Origin of the sequence: Burkholderia sp. MSMB0856, assembly GCF_001524645.2 — a bacterium.
GTDB classification, from domain to species: Bacteria; Pseudomonadota; Gammaproteobacteria; order Burkholderiales; family Burkholderiaceae; genus Burkholderia; species Burkholderia diffusa.
Window position 1 is genome coordinate 64195 of the sequence record NZ_CP013428.1, and the last position, 16026, is coordinate 80220.

Annotated in this window: 15 protein-coding genes; 6 read left to right on the top strand and 9 right to left on the bottom strand. The window is 67.1% G+C overall.

Annotated features, from left to right (window positions below; genetic code table 11):
• Nucleotides 1–55: 55 nt before the first annotated feature.
• From WS87_RS17850 to WS87_RS17860, 3 genes are all read right to left on the bottom strand, one after another.
• The gene (locus WS87_RS17850) at nt 56–2422 is read right to left on the bottom strand and encodes a DNA polymerase II (RefSeq protein ID WP_059818343.1); all 2367 of its coding nucleotides are present in this window, start codon (nt 2420–2422) and stop codon (nt 56–58) included.
• 216 nt (nt 2423–2638) lie between these two features.
• Nucleotides 2639–4285: an EAL domain-containing protein gene (locus tag WS87_RS17855; RefSeq protein WP_059818344.1), complete on the bottom strand. Its 1647-nt coding sequence runs from the start codon at nt 4283–4285 to the stop codon at nt 2639–2641.
• A gap of 353 nt (nt 4286–4638) precedes the next feature.
• Complete coding sequence (locus tag WS87_RS17860; protein WP_059818345.1) at nt 4639–4950, bottom strand: hypothetical protein; 312 nt, start codon at nt 4948–4950, stop codon at nt 4639–4641.
• A gap of 371 nt (nt 4951–5321) precedes the next feature.
• Between WS87_RS17860 and WS87_RS17865 the strand changes: the two genes are divergently transcribed.
• Nucleotides 5322–5603 (top strand): hypothetical protein, encoded by a 282-nt coding sequence (locus WS87_RS17865; RefSeq protein WP_059818346.1) that lies wholly within the window; start codon nt 5322–5324, stop codon nt 5601–5603.
• 41 nt (nt 5604–5644) lie between these two features.
• Nucleotides 5645–5896: an energy transducer TonB family protein gene (locus WS87_RS17870; RefSeq protein WP_059447486.1), complete on the top strand. Its 252-nt coding sequence runs from the start codon at nt 5645–5647 to the stop codon at nt 5894–5896.
• A gap of 174 nt (nt 5897–6070) precedes the next feature.
• Here the strand turns inward: WS87_RS17870 and WS87_RS17875 are convergent, their stop codons facing one another.
• Both WS87_RS17875 and WS87_RS17880 read right to left on the bottom strand, forming a co-directional pair.
• The gene (locus WS87_RS17875; protein ID WP_059533628.1) at nt 6071–6505 is read right to left on the bottom strand and encodes a phosphatase; all 435 of its coding nucleotides are present in this window, start codon (nt 6503–6505) and stop codon (nt 6071–6073) included.
• A 324-nt stretch (nt 6506–6829) separates the two neighbouring features.
• The gene (locus tag WS87_RS17880) at nt 6830–8188 is read right to left on the bottom strand and encodes an NAD(P)/FAD-dependent oxidoreductase (RefSeq protein ID WP_059818347.1); all 1359 of its coding nucleotides are present in this window, start codon (nt 8186–8188) and stop codon (nt 6830–6832) included.
• A gap of 100 nt (nt 8189–8288) precedes the next feature.
• Between WS87_RS17880 and WS87_RS17885 the strand changes: the two genes are divergently transcribed.
• On the top strand, nt 8289–9242 hold the full coding sequence (locus tag WS87_RS17885; protein ID WP_059533632.1) for a LysR family transcriptional regulator: 954 nt from the start codon (nt 8289–8291) through the stop codon (nt 9240–9242).
• Between the two features lie 48 nt (nt 9243–9290).
• Here WS87_RS17885 and WS87_RS17890 read toward each other — a convergent pair whose 3' ends face one another.
• Nucleotides 9291–9488: a hypothetical protein gene (locus WS87_RS17890; protein WP_059818348.1), complete on the bottom strand. Its 198-nt coding sequence runs from the start codon at nt 9486–9488 to the stop codon at nt 9291–9293.
• 193 nt (nt 9489–9681) lie between these two features.
• Here WS87_RS17890 and WS87_RS17895 point away from each other — a divergent pair, with 193 nt between their 5' ends.
• Entirely contained in the window at nt 9682–10605 is a 924-nt protein-coding gene (locus WS87_RS17895) for an AraC family transcriptional regulator (protein WP_059698739.1), read from the top strand.
• 142 nt (nt 10606–10747) lie between these two features.
• A complete protein-coding gene (locus WS87_RS17900; protein ID WP_059818349.1) occupies nt 10748–11635 on the top strand; it encodes an NmrA family NAD(P)-binding protein in 888 nt (295 codons plus the stop codon).
• 25 nt (nt 11636–11660) lie between these two features.
• Here WS87_RS17900 and WS87_RS17905 read toward each other — a convergent pair whose 3' ends face one another.
• Entirely contained in the window at nt 11661–12863 is a 1203-nt protein-coding gene (locus tag WS87_RS17905; RefSeq protein ID WP_059818350.1) for a benzoate/H(+) symporter BenE family transporter, read from the bottom strand.
• 229 nt (nt 12864–13092) lie between these two features.
• Entirely contained in the window at nt 13093–14118 is a 1026-nt protein-coding gene (locus WS87_RS17910; protein ID WP_059818351.1) for a fatty acid desaturase, read from the bottom strand.
• A gap of 318 nt (nt 14119–14436) precedes the next feature.
• Between WS87_RS17910 and WS87_RS17915 the strand changes: the two genes are divergently transcribed.
• Nucleotides 14437–15261 (top strand): phosphate/phosphite/phosphonate ABC transporter substrate-binding protein, encoded by an 825-nt coding sequence (locus tag WS87_RS17915; protein ID WP_059818352.1) that lies wholly within the window; start codon nt 14437–14439, stop codon nt 15259–15261.
• Nucleotides 15262–15284: 23 nt separating this feature from the next.
• Here WS87_RS17915 and WS87_RS17920 read toward each other — a convergent pair whose 3' ends face one another.
• A complete protein-coding gene (locus tag WS87_RS17920) occupies nt 15285–16025 on the bottom strand; it encodes a GntR family transcriptional regulator (protein ID WP_059818353.1) in 741 nt (246 codons plus the stop codon).
• Between the last annotated feature and the right edge of the window lies 1 nt (nt 16026).

Sequence of the window (16026 nt, forward strand, 5' to 3'; positions counted from 1 at the left end):
CGTGGCCGGCGGCGAGACGGACGGCTCGGGAAGCCGTGCACGCCGCGCGGCAAGCTCAGAACAACTGCCCCTGCCCCGAGATCACGCGTTCGAAATCGTCGCGCAGGAACGGCAGGATTGCATCGGCGACCGGCTGCAACTGACGGCTCACGTAGAACGCGTAGTCGATCGGCGAGCGCATCGTTTCGAGCGGCTCCGGGCCGGCCGTCGTCATCACGTAGCTGATCCAGCCGCCGCGCTGGTATTGCAGCGGCCGGCCGCGCGCCTGGTTGAATTCGTCGGCGATCCGCGCGGCGCGCACGTGCGGCGGCACGTTGCGCTGGTATTCGCTCAACGGCCGGCGCACGCGCTTGCGGTAGATGAGTTGCGCGTCGTATTCGCCGGCCAGCGTGCGGCGCACGTAGTCGCGAATGAAATCCTGGTACGGCTCGCGCTTGAACACGCGCCGGTACAGTTCCCGCTGGAATGCCTGCGCGAGCGGCGTCCAGTCGGTGCGCACCGTTTCGAGCCCCTTGAACACGAGGTCCTCGCCGCCATTCGCCGCGAGCGCGAGGCCCGCGTAGCGCTTCTTGCTGCCTTCCTCCGCGCCGCGCACGGTCGGCATCAGGAAGCGCCGGTAATGCCGCTCGTACTGCAGTTCGAGCGCGCTTTCCAGCCCGAAGCGATCGCGCAGGTGCGCCTGCCACCAGCGGTTCACGTGGTCGACGAGCGCGCGGCCCTTGGCGGCGGCCGCGTCGTCGTCATGCTCGCGCCCGAGCCAGACGAAGGTCGAATCGGTATCGCCGTAGATGACTTCGTAGCCCTGCGCCTCGATCAGCTCGCGCGTGCGATGCATGATCTCGTGGCCGCGCATCGTGATCGACGACGCGAGGCGCGGATCGAAGAACCGGCAGCCGGTCGAACCGAGCACGCCGTAGAACGAATTCATGATGATCTTCAGCGCCTGCGACAGCGGCGCGTTGCGCTGGCGTTTCGCTTCGTCGCGGCCCTCCGACACGCGCCGCACGATGTCGGGCAGGCAATGCGCGGTGCGCGAGAAGCGCGCACCGAGAAAGCCCGGCACCGACGTGTCGTCGCCCGGATGCGCGAGCCCCTCGATCAACCCGACCGGGTCGATCAGGAACGTGCGGATGATCGACGGATAAAGGCTCTTGTAATCGAATACGAGCACCGAGTCGTACAGCCCGGGCCGAGAATCCATCACGAAGCCGCCGGGGCTGTTCTGGCCCGTCACGTCGCCGAGGTTCGGCGCGACGTAGCCGAGCCGGTGCATGCGCGGCAGGTACAGGTGCGTGAACGCGGCGACCGAGCCGCCGGTGCGGTCGGCCGCGAGGCCCGTGACGGTCGCACGTTCGAGTGCGAAGGACAGCAGGTCGGCCTTGTCGAAGATGCGCGTGACGAGTTCGCAGTCCTTTAGGTTGTAGCGCGCGAGCGCGGGCTTGTCGTGATCGAAGCGGCGCTGGATCTCGTCCATCCGCTGGTACGGATTGTCGATCGACTTGCCTTCGCCGAGCAGCGACTGCGACACGTATTCGAGGCTGAACGACGGGAACGTCCACGTCGCCGATTTCAGCATGTCGATGCCGTCGAGGATCAGGCGGCCGGCCGCGCCCGCGAAGAAATGGTCGGGCTGCTGGCCGTGCGCGCGCCACTCTAGCACGCTGCCGCCGCGGCCGAGCTTCAGCGGCACGCCGTATTGCTCCGAGTGCGCGTGCAGGATGCGCAGGTCGAACTGCACGAGGTTCCAGCCGATCACCGCATCGGGATCGTGTTCATCGAACCAGTCGTTGAGGCGTGTGAGGATCTCGGCCCGGCTGTCGCAGTAGTCGAGGCGGAAGTCGATGGCCGGCGCGTCGCCGTTCGGCGGGCCGAGCATGTAGACCTGTCGCTGTCCGCAGCCTTCGAGCGCGATCGAATACAACTCGCCGTGGATGCTCGTCTCGATGTCGAGCGACACGCAGCGCAGTGCCGGCCGATAGTCGGTCGCGGGTTTCAGTTCGGCGTCGGTCAGCGTGCCGTCGCGGCCGGCCGTGCCGCGAAACAGCACGGGTGCGGTGATGAAGCGCTCCATCGCGTAGCGGTCGGGCGGCTGCACGTCGGCTTCGTAGACATCGACGCCGGCCGCGGCGAGGCGTTTCTGGAGGCCGGACAGGTGGCGGTAGCGACGGCAGTAGAGGCCGGCCACCGCGCGCTGCCGGAAGTCGCGCAGCGCGAGCGGGCGCAGTTCGGCATCGCGTTCGCCGGTGAGCGTGCGTTCGGCGAGCGCCTGCTGCTCGGCCGGCACGAACGCGACGGCTTCCTGCGGGCGCAGCCGCACGCGGCGCGGACCGTGTTCGGTTGCCAGCCAGAACTCGATCTCGATGCCGGATGCGGTGTCCCGCCAGTGGCGGGTGAGGATGAAACCCTGCTCGAACGCCGTCAAAACGCTTGCTCGTCGTGGATGCCCAGGCGGCGGATTTTAGCGCCTCTCGCGCGGTTCCCGCCGAAGGGCGCGTCAATGGCATCAGGTGGCAGGAAGCCGCCGCGCGATCCGCCACGCAGCGCATCGACCGCGTGCAGCCACCAGCGTCGCGTGCAGACCGGACGACGCGTTTGCGTCACGTATTCGTCTGCCGAGCGTTCCGCGCCACTGCGGCATTCAAGCCGGCATCGGCGCGAAGTTCCGCTTCAGGTGTTCCGCTCGCCGTGGCCGCTGATACAGATAACCCTGCGCGTACTGAATCCCGACCGCATGCAGCGCGCGATGCTGCTCTTCCGTCTCAACGCCCTCGGCAATGATCTTAAGGCCGTAGTGGTGGGCGACCGCCGCGATCCCTTCGATCAGTTTCGCGTTGCCCGTCGTGAGCTGCGAGATGAACTGTCGATCGATCTTCACGTAGTCGAACGGAAAGCGCGACAGCATGTCCAGGTTGCTGTGATGCGTGCCGAAGTCGTCGATCGCGAACTTCGCGCCTTTCGCGCGCAGCGTGGCGAACATCTCGGTGGTGCGCGGATTCTTCTCGAGCAGGATGCGCTCAGTCACTTCGAGCACCAGCGTGCAACCTGGTGGAAGCCGGCCGATCGTGTCTTCGACGACGGACACGAAGCGGGCGCGTTCGAGATCCTTCGGCGCGACGTTGATCGCGATGCGCAGCGGCATCGACGGCGCGAGTGCGGTCAGTTCCGATACGGCCGTCCGAAGCACGAACTCGGTCACCTTCGGCAGGACCGCACTCGACTCGACCTGCGGCACGAACACGGCCGGACTGATGGCCCCCCATTTCGGATGGTGCCAGCGCAGCAGCGCCTCGACGCCGACGGTCCGGCGCGTTTCGACGTCGACGATCGGCTGGTAGACGACATGAAATTCGTTGCGCTTCAGCGCATTGCGAACGGCCTTCAGCAACAGCCGGCGCGGCGCTATTGCGAGCAAGTACGCGGCCGCGACGAGGCCGTTGACCAGCAGCGCGATCGTCAGGCAGATGAGTCGGTAGCGCCGCTGCACCTGCGAAACATAGGGTTCCGCCGAGGTGACGGAGACCGTGAACGGCCACGCGTTCGACGCGATCTTGCTGCCTGTGGCCGGCGCCGCGCCGAATGACGGCACGAACGCGCCATGCTGATCGATGCTGCCCGCGCCCTCGATCGACAGCGTGGCCGTTTCCGCCCCGAAGCGGGTCCCGTGCGCGAGCATGTCCGCCACATAGTCGCCCTCGACCACATAAAGGACGCCGGAGTCGGGCGCGGTCGCGCGAAACGCCGCCAGCACCGGAACGTGCTGCTGAAACGGCGTCTGCCGAAGCAGCGTGATGGCCGTCATCCCCGGCGCGGGCGCGTGAATGTACGCGTCGAGCGGGACGTCGATCTCGCCCAGCGCCGACGAGCACGTGACGCGACCGCCGTTCGCCAGCCCGACGGCCCGAAGATAGCGCAGGTGAGTGCCCACTTCGGCGAGCGTCCTGAAGATCGTCGTGCAGGGCCGCCCGACCAGCGCGTTCAACTCATTCGGGTGCCGCGAGCGAATCCCGTCGAGGATGCGGTCGACCGATATCACGATGTCGTTCGCGACGTCGCGTTCGTGCCGTGCAATCGAGTCGCGCGCCAGGCGCCCTGCAACGACGATCGCCAGCATGAACACGAGAATGCAGGCGATCAGGGCGCCGGGGAAGACGACATGCGGCCACGCGCCGCTGCGCTGGAACGCGGGCTTCGGGCGCGGTGCGAGCGCGGAGGGTCCTCGGGTCGTACTTGTTGTTGTGCGCATGTGAATGCAGGTCGAACCGGTCGATGACTTGGCGCGAGGCATTCGCCGTGCCTGGCCGGGGCACCGCGGCTCGCGCCCATATCGGGACGCAAATCGATTCTACGCTCGCGAAACGCACGAAGCGACAGCGCGGCGGGCACAGGATTCGAGGCGCTTTCTCGTAACATACATCGACAACGCATGTATATCGGTATCGCACGCCCAAAAAAAACCCGGCCGCATCGGTATGCAGCCGGGACAGAAGTCACCGTCTCTTGGCACGAGGATGGTGCGCGGCAAGTATAAGGCGTGTCCCACCTTATTACGAAATATTGCTATCCAAAATGTAGATAAATATCGAGATTGATGCTTGGTGAGAAATATTTGCGCCGCGCGTCATTTCCGGCGGCCGTGCTTCAGAAGTCGTTGCGCATCTTGTGGAGCAGGTCGCGAGGCGATTGATGCGTGTCCACGGCGGTAAGGACGTCGGTCAGGAACCACGGCAGGTTCAGCTGCGTATCGGAATCGCCGACACAGATGCGGATCGGCGGCGCTTTTGATGCCGCGCGGGAGCCGGGCGCGGTGCCGGCGGACGTCGAGGACGGCACGCAGTTTCTCGCTTGCTGCGCAACCGGCGCGGCGGCATTGTCCGCCGCGGTGCCGGCGACCGCCGGCAAGCCGACGGCGGCAAGCAGGATCAGGATGGCGAAGGGAGCGGCGCGTTTCATGTGATTCTCCGGCGATGCACGTTCGACACCGCCGGCGGGCCCAAGTTCGGCAAGCCGCCGAGGCCCCGCAGGCGCGACGACATCGGCATGTCCGACGCGGTCGAACGCGCTCCGTGAGCGGTCTCGCGCACCGGATCGATCGTTCAAACGTCAAGAATCGTTTGGATCACCCGTCAGACGCTTGCGATGCCGAATGCGCTCATTTATCGTGCCGCCACGACGGCGCCGATACCGGGCGTCGAGCCAGTTCGCAAGGAGCATTCGTCATTACCGCATTCAATCGTCGCACGCAAATTCGTGCCTTTCTCGTCGCCTCGGTCGCGTATCTCAACCTGTCGCAGCCCGCGTCGGCGGCCTATACGGAATCGTGGATGAGCGACCACGACGTCAAGGAATACGCGCACCAGGTCAAGCATTCGCCCGTGGCGGCGAGCGGTGTGACGGCCGTGAAGCCGGGGCGGCAAACCGGTTCTTCGCGGTCGAATGCGCCGGCCGCAGTGCACGCCGACGCGAAACCCGTATCGAAGGCGCACGCAGCGCCCGCGAAGACCCGCAAGGTCGAGCATGCGGTCGGCATCGATCCGAAGGCGCCCGTCGTCACGAAGCCGAAGGCCGTGCGGACGGCGCACAAAACCGCGGCCGTCCAGCATTGACGCCGCGATCACCGACGCATTCGACCTTCACGGAGAATCTCATGTCGCTGATGGACCGCCTGCTGTCACGCGGCGTGCAGAACGGTACGTCGAGAAGGCGCGTGATCGTGCGTGTCTGGCTCGACGAGCACGGGCGTGTCCGCGATCTCAAGGTCAGGCGCAGTTGCGGCGACGCCGCGCTCGACGAGAAGGCGCTTCACGCGATTGCGGTGATGCGCTTCCCCGGCGGTCATCTCGGCTCGGGCGGGAAATCGGCGAAGCGCTGGCACGATCTCGATTACCCGGTGGACTGACGACGCGTCACGGATAGCCGTAGCAGCACTTCAATTTCCTGCAATCGTAGACGTGGCTTCGCGCGGCAATTGTCGCGCCGTCGCACGCCGCCTGGAGATTCGACTCGCGCGCGTTGTGCAGCATCTTCACGATGAACCGCGAGCCGTTCCGATGCCCGTATGCAGGTGCTCAGGTCAGTGCAGGCCTGCCGATGCGATCGAGCGCATCGTGTCGGTGATGCGCACGCAACGCGACAGACCGAACGTCTCGGCTTCGCGGCGTTCCGGTTCGCTGCTCGCGACGGCCACCGCGCGCTCGGGCGGCACGCCCAGCGCCTGAAGCGCGACGTCGAACGGATGCTGATTTGCTACTGAGTCCTTCTGATGAGCGTCGGTCACGACGACCGAGAAGCGGTCGAGGTTCGCGCGGCCGAACTGGCCTTCGAACATGTCGCTGAGCCGGGCGGCAGGCAGCGTCGTGACGAGACCGAGTCGATATCCTTGCTCCGACGCGCTGTCGAGCCACTGGATGATCGCATCGCGCTGGTTGCGCGATTCGTGCGAATCCGGTGTCGCTTCGATCTGCGCGAATGCGGCGTCGAGACGGGTGACGATGGCTTCGATGACCACGGTGATTCCTCTCCTGAGACGTGACGATCCGTTCGCGGACGGGAATGCCGCACACCTTAGCGTCGATCCGGAATATGCGACCAATTAATATTTATATCCGACTCATACGATTCGACTAATGAATTGGGCGGTGAGCCAACGCTGGCGCGGGATGCATGTGAGGCCGTGTTTTCCGGATGATCTGCATCGTATCGACGCGCTTCGATCTGATGCACCAAAGGCGCGCACGAATTGAATGCACCCGATGTGTGCAGATGAAAAAACGGCGTATCGGGCGAGATGCGCCCGATACGCCGTCTTGCGATGCCGCGTGGCGGTCGGCGATCAGTGCAGCTTGATCGACGGCTGGTTGCGGCTTTGCAGCCAGTGGCTCAGCGATTGGAACAGTGCGCGCTTCAGTCCGTACACGCTGAACAGATGCTTGCGGTACAGGAACTTGTACAGCCCGATCGCGGCGAGCCCGTCGACGATCAGCGAGCGCGAACGCACGCCGAGGTCGGCCTGATACACGGCGCCGGCTTGGCCGAGCGACACGACGGTGCCCGCATCGCGGAACGTGAAGCCCGACACCGGCTTGCCGGCGAGGCGCCGCGCGAGCGCATCGCCGAGATACACGGCCTGCTGGTGCGCGACCTGCGCGCGCGGCGGCAGGAAACCGCTCGCATCGGCCGACGGGCATGCAGCGCAGTCGCCGAATGCATACACGTGCGGATCGTCGGGCGTCTGCAGCGTGTCGGTCACGATCACCTGGTTCGACCGGTTGAGCGCGATGTCGCCCAGTTCCCGCAGGATCGCGGGGCCCGCGACGCCGGCCGCCCAGATCGTGATGTCGCTCGCAAGCCGCTCGCCGGTCGCGGTCATGACCGCGTCCGCGCCGACTTCCGCGACACGCGTATCCGTCAGCACGTCGACGCTCAGCGTGCGCAATTGCGCGTGCATCCTGGCCGACAGCCTTGCGTCGAGCGCCGGCAGGATGCGCGGGCCGCCTTCGATCAGCCGGATATGCACGTCGCGCGCGGACACCAGCGCCTTGAAGCGATACGTCGTCAGCTGCTGGATCGCATGGCGCAGCGCCGCGGCCAGTTCGACACCCGTCGCGCCCGCGCCGATCACGTTGATGCAGATCGGTGCCGCGCGGTGCGCCGGCTGCTGCTCGGCCCGGTGGTTCGCCTTCGTGCAGGCGGCCAGGAACTTGCGGCGGAAATCCTCGGCCTGGTCGAGATTTTCGAGCGGTAGCGCGTGCCGCGCGGCGCCCGGCACGTTGAAGAAGTTCGTCACGCTGCCGACGGCCAGCACCAGATCGTCGTAGCCGAGCTCGCGTTGCGGCAGGATCTCCGTGCCGTCCGCGTCCTGCACCGGCGCGATCGTCGCCGTGCGTGCCGCGCGGTCGACCTGCTGCAGCGCGCCCTGCACGAAGCGGAAGCCGTGGCGCTTCGCCTGCGCCGCGTATTCGATCGTGTGCGAGGCCGGATCGCGATGGCCGGATGCGGCTTCGTGCAGCAGCGGCTTCCAGAAGTGCGTCGGGTAGCGGTCGACGAGCACGACGTCGGCTTGCCCGCGGCGGCCGACCGTGTCGCCGAGGCGCGTGGCGAGCTGCAGGCCGCCGGCGCCGCCGCCGACGATCACGATGCGCGGCACGCGCGGTGCGCGATCCGTTGCAAGGGTAGGCGTGATGTGGTCCATGTTGTGGCTCCCGCTGATGACGATTCGGATGACATTGCTCAAGAACCGACGATATAGTTTTGAACCTACGCGAACAATTTAATGTTTATAAGCGACTCATATGTATTCACTTATAGGAAAGACCGCGACGTTCCGGCAGCTCAAGGCGCTGGACATGATCGCGCGGCTCGGCAGCGTGTCTCGCGCGGCCGAGGAGCTGAACCTGACGCAGCCGGCCGTGTCGCTGCAGGTTCGGCTGCTCGAGGAGGCGGTGGGCGCCGCGTTGCTGCAGCGGGTGGGGCGCGGCGTGCAGCTGACCGCCGCTGGTGAAATCGTGGCGCGCTATGCGCGCGAGATCCTGCATTTATGGAGCGAGGCCGGCGACGAAGTGGCCGCGCTGACGGGCGACCTCGGCGGCACGCTGCGGATCGGCGCGATCACGACGGCCGAATACCTGATCCCGCCGCTGCTGGTGAAATTCACCGCGACGCGACCGCACGTGAAGACCTATTTCAAGGTCGGCAATCGCGACGACATCATCCGCATGCTCGCGACGCATGAAATCGATCTCGCGGTGATGGGCAGCGCACCGAAGGAACTGCGCACGCACGCGGTCGAGTTCGCGAAGCATCCGATGGTGTTCGTCGCGGCGCCGGGCCATCCGCTGATGCAGCGCAAGCGCGTCGCGCTGAAGGATCTCGAATCCGCGCACCTGCTCGTGCGCGAACGCGGCGCGGGCACGCGCTCGACCGTCGAGAGCCTGTTCAAGACGGCCGGCTACCGCTTCCATGTGGGCTCCGAACTGTCGAGCAACGAAGCGATCAAGCAGATGGCCGAAGCGGGGCTCGGCGTCGCGTTCCTGTCGTTGCACGCGTGTGCACTCGAGTTGCGCACGGGGTTGCTCGGGCAACTGCCGTTTCCGGGCAACCCGATCGAGCGCGAATGGTATGTGGTCACGCTTGCCGACCGGCGGATCTCGCAGGTGACGGGGCTGTTTCGCGACTTCCTGATCAAGCAGGGCGCGCCGGTGATCGACGGCGCGACGGTCGCGCCGCACGAACGGCGGCGCAAGTAGGCGCACGCCGGGACGCGGGCGGCGTGTGCGAGCCGTGCGTGCCTTCGGTCAAACGAGCCCGAAGTCGTCGTTGCTGTCGGGAATCGACGCGAGCAGCCGTTCGAGGCGGTACCAGCCGAGCATGCGCAGGCATCGCGCGGCGAAGGCGATCCGGTCGTCGCGGGGAGCGGGGCCGTCGGGACGGCGGGCTGTCCGGGACGGCGAAGAGGGAATGAACGCCGCGCGCAGTGGGCAAGAATGGGGCATGACGGTCTCCGTAGGTGTCGGATGAAGCCCATCGTAAGCGCCGCGGCGCCCGTCGGCGCGCACGCAAGGATGCGGCGGAGCAGGAACGGATGATCTTTTTCTGCTCGTTGCGGGAATGGCGGTGCGCGCCCGGCAAACGGCCGGAAAAAGCGTCACAATGCGCGTTCGACCCACGATCTGGTGGAGAAGAACCATGAGCGATCCGATTCTCGCCGCGCCGACCGACAACGGCGTGCCGGTCAGCCTGCGCTCCAGCCGCGGGCTCGGCTGGCGCGGCTTCGGCGCGTCGCTGCTGGAGATTCGCGCGGGTACGTACCGGATTCCGGCGGCCGATCATCACCGCATCGGCGTGCATATCGGCTCGCCCGTGCGCGCGGATTGCGTGTGCGACGGCCAGCGCGTGTCGCGCATCCAGGCGCACGGCGACATCGACGTGATTCCCGCCGGCCTGCCGGGCCAATGGACGGACAGCGCCGACTGCCGGATCCTGCACGTCATGCTCAGCGACACGTTCGTGCGGCGCACGTTCGAGCAACTCGAGCTGAAGCCGTCGCAGGCGCAGATCCGCCGGCGGCTGCAGGTGCGCGATCCGCGCCTGCAACACATCGCATGGGCGATGGCCGCCGAACTCGAGGCGGAAGACGCGTCCGACCCGCTCTATGCGGAGAGCCTGTGCACGGCGCTCGTCGCGCGACTGGTCGATGGCCAGCCCGTGTTCCGCGAGCGCCGGCGGACGCTCGCGCCGAAGGCGGCGGCGCGCGTGATCGACTATGTCGAGGCCAACCTCGAACGCCGCATGACATTGGCCGAGCTTGCGGCGCTCGTGTCGATCAGCGTGCCGCATTTCAAGGTGCTGTTTCGCGAGACGCTCGGGATGCCGGTGCATCAGTACGTGGTGCGGCGCCGGGTCGAGCGTGCGAAGGCGTTGCTGCTCGAAGGCCGGCTCAGCATCAGCCAGATCGCGCTCGAAGCCGGGTTCGCACATCAGAGCCATATGGCGAACTGGATGAATCGCGTGCTGGGCGCGACGCCGACGGAGGTCGCGCGGTCCGGCGCGCGGGGCGGGCTCCGGCTGGCTTATGACGGCGAGGACGATGCGTCGGCGTCGGATCGATAGCCGCTGACGAACCGGTGGGCCGTGCGATCCGAGCGCGGCCCCGCATCCGGTCATCCTTTCCTGTTCACATCATCCGCACCTGCGCGCCTTCCCGTTCGCGTACGCCGACAATCACTGCACCTTCATCCTCCAGGAGCGGATCGTGTTCGTGATTTTCGGAGCATCAGGCAACGTCGGCTCGTCGACCGTGACGACCCTGCGCCACGCAGGCCATCCCGTGCGCGCGGTGCTGCGCGACGCCCGCCATCGCGAACGTTTCGCGCAACTCGGCTGCGAAGTGGCGATCGCCGACCTGACGGATGCAGGTGCGATCGCCACGGCGATCGACGGCGCGCAAGCCGTGCAGATGCTGTGTCCGGTGCCCGTCGCCGACGGCGATCCGGCGGCGACGATGGCGCGCACGCTCGACGTCGTGACCGGCGCACTCGCCGCGAATCCGCCGCCGGCACTGCTTGCGCTGTCGGACTATGGCGCGGAACTTGACGGCAACACGGGCATCACGCGGTTGTTTCATCTGCTGGAAGAGAAGTTGAAGACGGTCCAGACCCGGCTGACGCTGTTGCGCTCGGCCGAGCATCTCCAGAACTGGGCGCGCATCTTGCCGGTTGCGCTCGGCACCGGCGTGCTGCCGAGTTTTCACCATCCGGTCGACAAGGTGTTTCCGACGGTGTGGGCGCCCGACGTGGGCGTCGCGGCGGCGCGGCTGCTGCTCGATGTCGCAGAAACCGGCAACGGGCCGCGCATCGTCAGCGTCGAGGGCCCGCGGCGCGTGAGCGTGCGGGACATCGCGGAGATGCTCGGCGCGGCCGCGGACCGCGAGATCGTCGCGCGCGAACTGCCGCGCGACGCATGGACCGCGACGCTGCTGCGCGCGGGCCTCAGTGAGCGACATGCGCAGCTGATCGTCGATCTGTACGACGTGCACAACGCGGGGCAGATCGACGTCGAGGCCGGTGTGTCGGAGCGGTTTTACGGGAAGACGACGCTGACCGATGCGTTCGCGCAACTGGTGCGGCAGCACGCGCAATGACAGCGGCTGCGACGCGTGTCGCGCATCACGCCTGCCGCCGCACCCTGCTCAACACCGCATACGCGACCGACCCGATCACGATCCCCCAGAACGCGGACCCGAGCCCGAGCCAAGTCATCCCCGACGCAGTCGCGAGGAACGTGATCACCGACGCTTCGCGATGATCCTCATCCTCGAAGATCCCGTGTACGTTCGCGCCGATCGCACCGATCAGCGCGAGCCCGGCGAGAATCGCGACGAAGGCCTTCGGCAGTGCAAAGAACAGCGTGACGATCGTCCCCGCGAAGAGCCCGCCGATCAGGTAGATCACGCCGTTCGCGATGCCCGCGATATAACGCCGGTCCGGATCCTCGTGCGAATCCTTGCCGGTGCACAGCGCAGCGGTGATCGCCGCGACGACGATCGTGATCCCGCCAAAGCACGCGACAACAAGCGACATCACGCTGGTTGCGGTGATGATCGGCCGCGCCGGCGTGTGATAGCCCGAGACGCGCAGGATCGTCATGCCGGGCAGGAACTGGCCGGTGAGACTCACGACGACGAGCGGCAGCGCGAGGCTGAGCGTGGTGCCGAGCGTCCATTCGGGGGCGATGAAGATCGGTCGCGCGATGCTCGGCGACACGTTGCCGAGATGCGCCATCCCGAGCAGCGTCGCGAGCGCGGCGCCCGTCAGCAGCACGAGCACGATGCTGTAGCGCGGCAGCAGGCGCTTGAAGATCACGTACGCCGCGATCATCCCGAACCCGAGCACCGGCTGCGCGGTCGCGGCGGAGAACGCATGCATGCCGAACGGCAGCAGGATGCCAGCCATCATCCCGCACGCGATGCCGCGCGGAATGTGGCGCACGAGCCGGTCGAAATAGCCGGTGATTCCGATCACGAAGATGATCAGCGCGGCCGTGATGTACGCGCCGACGGCCTGGTTCAGCGTCAGCTGCGGAAAGAGGCCGACGAGCAGCGCGGTGCCGGGCGCCGACCATGCGGTCACGATCGGCACCTTCAGTTTCCAGCTCGCGAAGAGGCCCGACACGCCCGCGCCGATCGAGATCGCCCAGACCCACGACGCCACCATCTCATTGGATACATGCGCGGCCTGCGACGCCTGGAAGAAGATCGCGAGCGGGCCCGCATAGGAAATCAGCACCGCGAGAAAGCCCGCGGTGACCGCGGAGACGGACCAGTCGTTGCCGATCGAGCGGATCGCGCCGGGCGAGGTGTTCGGTTGCATCGTCGTAGGGGAGTGCGGCGCGCGGCCGGGAGGCTGAGCCGGGGCGAATGATTGTTGGAGGCCCCGGACGATCCGTCATTCTGGGCATTGCCGCCGAAATTGGCAATTTGCCGATGAGGATCGATGTTGTCGGCTTTTCGTAAGCAATGCGCGTCGCGGCAGCCGCGCGGCCTTGCGCGGCCGTCGCCGCATCGGGCGCCTTCCCGGCGCAGCGCGACCCGCTCAAGCGTTACGTACTGATCTGAAGATACCCGTCGACCGCGGCGACCTTCGCACCGCTGCCCGTCGACAGCGACGCCGTGCCGTGGTCGAACGGATGCACGGGCCCGTCGGTCGGCGTCCATGCGTGGCGCGCCAGCAGTTCGCGATAGCCGCCGCGGATCACGAAGCCGCCGCATTTCTCCAGATACGCATCGCGCCGCATCCGGTACGCGCGCGGCAGGTCGTACCACGGCAGCCTCGGCAGGTCGTGATGCACGAGGTGATAGTTGTTGTTCAGGTACAGCAGCCGCATCGCGAAGCCCGCCTCGTTGATGACGATGCGCGCCTTCGGATGCCGCGCGGCGCGGTGCTCGAACAGCGAACGGATCATCGCGAGCGACAGCGCGGGCCACGTGACGGCCAGCAGGTAGTACCACCACGGCACGCCGATCGCCCGCTGCAGCCATGCGAGTAGCGCACCCACGCAGACGGCGTGCGTCACCCACATCCGCAGATAGCGGAAGTCGCCGCGCCGGAACGCGGTGATTGCGTCGGCGAACATCGCGGCGACGCTCGTCGGCGGCCCGAACACGAGACGTCCGACGAAGGTGGTGCGCGCAACGGTCAGCGCGCGACGCCAGCGCGGCAACCGCGCCCACTGCGCGCGCGACACGTAGTTCGTTTCGGGGTCGACGCCCGGCACGGTCAGGTCCTCGTCGCGGTGATGGTCGAGGTGCGTGTCGCGATAAAGCGTGTACGGATACCAGATCGTCAACGGCGGATAGCCGAGCAGCCGGTTCACGAACGCGGAGCGCGTCGGGTGGCCGTGCAGCAGCTCATGCTGCAGCGACATGTGCCACGCGCCGAGCAGGATCAGCGGCGGCGTCGCGGCCGTGAGCGACAGGCGCTCGGCACGTACGAGCAGCAGCACGGCGAGCCAGCCGCCGTAGATCGCGACGACCAGCAGCCACGTCGGCCACTCGGTGCGGGCAGTGAAGCGGGCGTCGAGTGCGGCGATCGCGCGCGCGTGGTCGACGTCGAAGTATTCGGCCATGGTGCTGGGGCGGGATGTAGCGGGTGATACGGGGGCTGCACGGGTAACGGGTAGCGGACGATCGCGCCGTTGCGAGCCGCGATGCAGGTGGCCGACTTGCGTCACGACTCGCAGTCGACCGCTACAGCGAGCGGCTTGCGACGGCGTCGCGACACTGGAACGCTAACCGGCTCGCGTAGTCAGGCCAACCAAGCAATTCGCATTTGCTTATCGCTGCGCGACCGATAAGCATTGACCGCCCCAGGCGCGTGCCGGACCTGTGCGAAACCCGAGCGAACGGGCTTTCTCCAACGCACCGCCGGTGCGTAGAATGCGCACATGAGCCCATGGATCGCCGGACTGCCGATGTACAACGTGACGCCGCGCCACGCCGCACTGTGGCGCGCGTTGCTGCGTGACGCACTCGATGCGTTCGCGCGTCACGGCGGGCGGGCCGGCGTCGCGCTGCTCGACGAACCGTTCGGGGATCTGCACGCGCTGTGGCACCGCAGCGACTTGCTGTTGTCGCAGACATGCGGTTATCCGTACCGGATGCTCGGATTGCGCGATGCCGTGCACCTGATCGCGACACCGGCATTCGATGCGCCCGGCTGCGACGGCGCGCGTTACAGCAGTGTGCTGGTGGCGTCGGCGCGCGTGCATGCGGGCGGCGCGACGACGCTGGCTGCCTGTCGCGGATTACGGGCCGCATTCAACGGCGAGGATTCGCACAGCGGGATGAACGCGTTCCGGCACGCGGTCGCGCCGCATGCGCACGACGGGCGTTTCTTCGGTTCGGTCGTGTCGTTCGGCTCGCACCTGAACGTGCTGCGCGCGCTGGCGGCAGGCGCTGCCGATTGCGCGGCGATCGACTGTGTGACGTTCGCGTATGTGCGTGACGCACTGCCCGAGTTGTTGAACGACATCCGGATCGTCGGCATGACGGCGTCGGCGCCGGGCTTGCCGTTGATTGCATCGAAGGCGCTGAACGGGAGCCTCGTGGAGGGATTGCAGGATGCGCTCGATCACGCGGTCGCGGTCGATGCGGATCGGGCAACCGCGCTGCGCCTGAAGGGATTCGAGCGCCTGCCGCCGGGCGCATACGACACGATTGCCGATCTCGCGCGGGACGCGGCCGCGCACGGGTATCCCGAGCTGGCGTGAGCGCGTCGTCCGCGCGGCGGTGGCTAGAACGGCAAGGTGCCGGGCGGCGCGTTGCGTACCACGGCGAGCGTCGTGCCGATGTGGTCTTCGAGCGCGAGGGCGGCGCGCGCATCGGCGCGTCGCATCGCGGCCTCGAACAGGCACGTGTGCTCCGCATGCACGTCGCGCTTCGAATCGCCGAGCCCGATGCACACGCGCCGATAGCGTTCGCTTTGCTGCGACAGCATGCGCAGGATCAGGTACGTCCAGGGCGTCGCGGCCGCCGAGATCAGCGCTTCATGAAAGCGACGGTTGCACGCTTCCCATGCGGCGCGGTTTTCGATGGACACCGGCTGCTCCCACGCCGACAGCATGTCAAAACTCTGCCGCACGCGCTGCGCCCATGCGTCGTCGCCGCGCCGCACGGAGTCGCGCAGCGCATCGACCTCGATATGAATGCGCAGCCGCGTGATCGCTTCGAGATCGTCGACCGACATCGGCGTTACGCGAAACCCGCGCTGCCCTTCGGCGACGACCAGCGCATCGCTGACGAGCCGCGTGAGCGCCTCGCGCAGCGTGCCCGCGCCGACGCCGTACACGTCCTTCAGATGCTCGACGCGCAGCTTCGTGCCGGGCGGGTAATGTCCCTCGATGATGTGTTGCCGGAGCTGGTGATACGCATGCTCGCTGAGCGTGCGGGCATGCGGCTCGGCGGCGTCGTCGGCGGCCGGCTCGAGCGCTGGCGACGAGTCGTCGAACGGATGGGCGGGCAGGATGGTGTTCATG

What these genes read in the sequence shown, in the direction of transcription:
- WS87_RS17920 (WP_059818353.1), bottom strand. Translation starts at nt 16,025, where the DNA reads ATGAACACCATCCTGCCCGCCCATCCGTTCGACGACTCGTCGCCAGCG.
- WS87_RS17880 (WP_059818347.1), bottom strand. Translation starts at nt 8,188, where the DNA reads ATGGACCACATCACGCCTACCCTTGCAACGGATCGCGCACCGCGCGTG.
- WS87_RS17885 (WP_059533632.1), top strand. Translation starts at nt 8,289, where the DNA reads ATGTATTCACTTATAGGAAAGACCGCGACGTTCCGGCAGCTCAAGGCG.
- WS87_RS17915 (WP_059818352.1), top strand. Translation starts at nt 14,437, where the DNA reads ATGAGCCCATGGATCGCCGGACTGCCGATGTACAACGTGACGCCGCGC.
- WS87_RS17890 (WP_059818348.1), bottom strand. Translation starts at nt 9,488, where the DNA reads ATGCCCCATTCTTGCCCACTGCGCGCGGCGTTCATTCCCTCTTCGCCG.
- WS87_RS17910 (WP_059818351.1), bottom strand. Translation starts at nt 14,118, where the DNA reads ATGGCCGAATACTTCGACGTCGACCACGCGCGCGCGATCGCCGCACTC.
- WS87_RS17860 (WP_059818345.1), bottom strand. Translation starts at nt 4,950, where the DNA reads ATGAAACGCGCCGCTCCCTTCGCCATCCTGATCCTGCTTGCCGCCGTC.
- WS87_RS17870 (WP_059447486.1), top strand. Translation starts at nt 5,645, where the DNA reads ATGTCGCTGATGGACCGCCTGCTGTCACGCGGCGTGCAGAACGGTACG.
- WS87_RS17895 (WP_059698739.1), top strand. Translation starts at nt 9,682, where the DNA reads ATGAGCGATCCGATTCTCGCCGCGCCGACCGACAACGGCGTGCCGGTC.
- WS87_RS17905 (WP_059818350.1), bottom strand. Translation starts at nt 12,863, where the DNA reads ATGCAACCGAACACCTCGCCCGGCGCGATCCGCTCGATCGGCAACGAC.
- WS87_RS17865 (WP_059818346.1), top strand. Translation starts at nt 5,322, where the DNA reads ATGAGCGACCACGACGTCAAGGAATACGCGCACCAGGTCAAGCATTCG.
- WS87_RS17855 (WP_059818344.1), bottom strand. Translation starts at nt 4,285, where the DNA reads ATGCCTCGCGCCAAGTCATCGACCGGTTCGACCTGCATTCACATGCGC.